Annotated in this window: 4 pseudogenes; 2 read left to right on the top strand and 2 right to left on the bottom strand. The window is 74.0% G+C overall.

From position 1 onward, the window contains the following. Positions 1-87, bottom strand: a pseudogene (locus ABZ281_RS49995) (GNAT family N-acetyltransferase); the annotation flags it as partial. A gap of 56 nt (positions 88-143) precedes the next feature. Between ABZ281_RS49995 and ABZ281_RS49990 the strand changes: the two are divergent. Together ABZ281_RS49990 and ABZ281_RS49985 are read left to right on the top strand one after the other, a co-directional pair. Further along, a pseudogene (locus ABZ281_RS49990) lies at positions 144-554 on the top strand (transferase); the annotation flags it as partial. A gap of 68 nt (positions 555-622) precedes the next feature. Further along, a pseudogene (locus ABZ281_RS49985) lies at positions 623-980 on the top strand (ATP-binding protein); the annotation flags it as partial. Positions 981-989: 9 nt separating this feature from the next. Here ABZ281_RS49985 and ABZ281_RS49980 read toward each other — a convergent pair. Further along, positions 990-1,198 (bottom strand): annotated as a pseudogene (locus ABZ281_RS49980) (3'-phosphoesterase); the annotation flags it as partial.

Below are 1,198 nucleotides of genomic sequence, written 5' to 3'. Positions count from 1 at the left end.
GCCGGCGATCTCGGGCGTCGCGCCGGCCATGGCCACGGGCGTGCCGTCGGGCGTCTCCCAGAAGGTGATGCCGCCGTCGGCGATACGGGGCCAGGTAGCGTCGGGCCCGTCCTGAAGGGGGTCGGGTCGTGAAGGGTCCGGTCATGCGTGAGCGCGCTGTTCCGGCGCGGGTTCTGGCCGCCGAACGCCTCGCCGCCGAGGCGGGGTTCGAGAAGAGCTGTATCGCGGAGGTCGGCCGGCTGCTGAGGACGGCCGCCGCCGCCAAGCCCGGCGGGGTGGTCGCCGAGAGCGGCACCGGGTCGGGGGCGGGAACCGCCTGGCTGCACAGCGGACTCGGGGACGGTGCGCGGCTCGTCACCGTGGACCGGGACGAGGAGCTGGCCCGGCGGGCGGCCGGGGTCTTCGCCGACGACAGCCGCGTCAGCGTCCTCACCGGCGACTGGCGGCTGCTCGAACAGCACGCCCCGTTCGACGTGTTCTTCTGCGACGGCGGCGGCAAGCGGGACGATCCGGGCAGGGTCGTCGAGCTGCTCGCTCCCGGGGGGATTCTCGTCCTGGACGACTTCACTCCGTCGGCCGGGTGGCCGCCCCGGTTCGAGGGCGAGGTGGACGAGCTGCGCCTGTTCTACCTGACCCATCCGGACCTGGACGCCGCCCGGCAGGCCGCCACCGACCAGCTCACCGCGTGGGGCCTGGACGAGACGGCCTTCGTCACCGAACTCGTCGTCAGCGAACTGGTCACCAACGCCATCCGGTACGGCACTCCGCCCATCCAGCTCCGCCTGATCCGGGACCAGACCCTGATCTGCGAGGTGTCCGACGGCAGTTCGACCTCCCCGCACCTGCGACGGGCCCACCAGGACGACGAGGGCGGCCGCGGTCTGCTGCTGGTCGCCCAGCTCACTCAGCGCTGGGGCAGCCGGCAGACCACCCGGGGCAAGACGATCTGGTGCGAACAGTCCCTCACACCGCTGTTCTGACCGGCCGGCTCACCCACCGGCCGCGTCCGAGGCGACCTGGGCGAGTGTGCGGCCGGACTTGGCCGAGCGGGCCCGGCGCGGATCGGGAGCCCCGTGCGCACGGCCCTCGCCCCCGGTCCGCTTCACCAGCAGCCAGGCCTCCTCGCCGTCGCCGCCCTGGCCGCTGCGGAACCGGGTCAGGGCGTACTCGCCGCGCAGCTGGGAGCCGCTCAGCCGGA

It is taken from the genome of Streptomyces sp. NPDC006265 (genome assembly GCF_040613555.1).
GTDB lineage: Bacteria > Actinomycetota > Actinomycetes > Streptomycetales > Streptomycetaceae > Streptomyces.
Note: the sequence above shows the minus strand (reverse complement) of the source record. Positions and strands in the feature narration are given on the sequence as shown.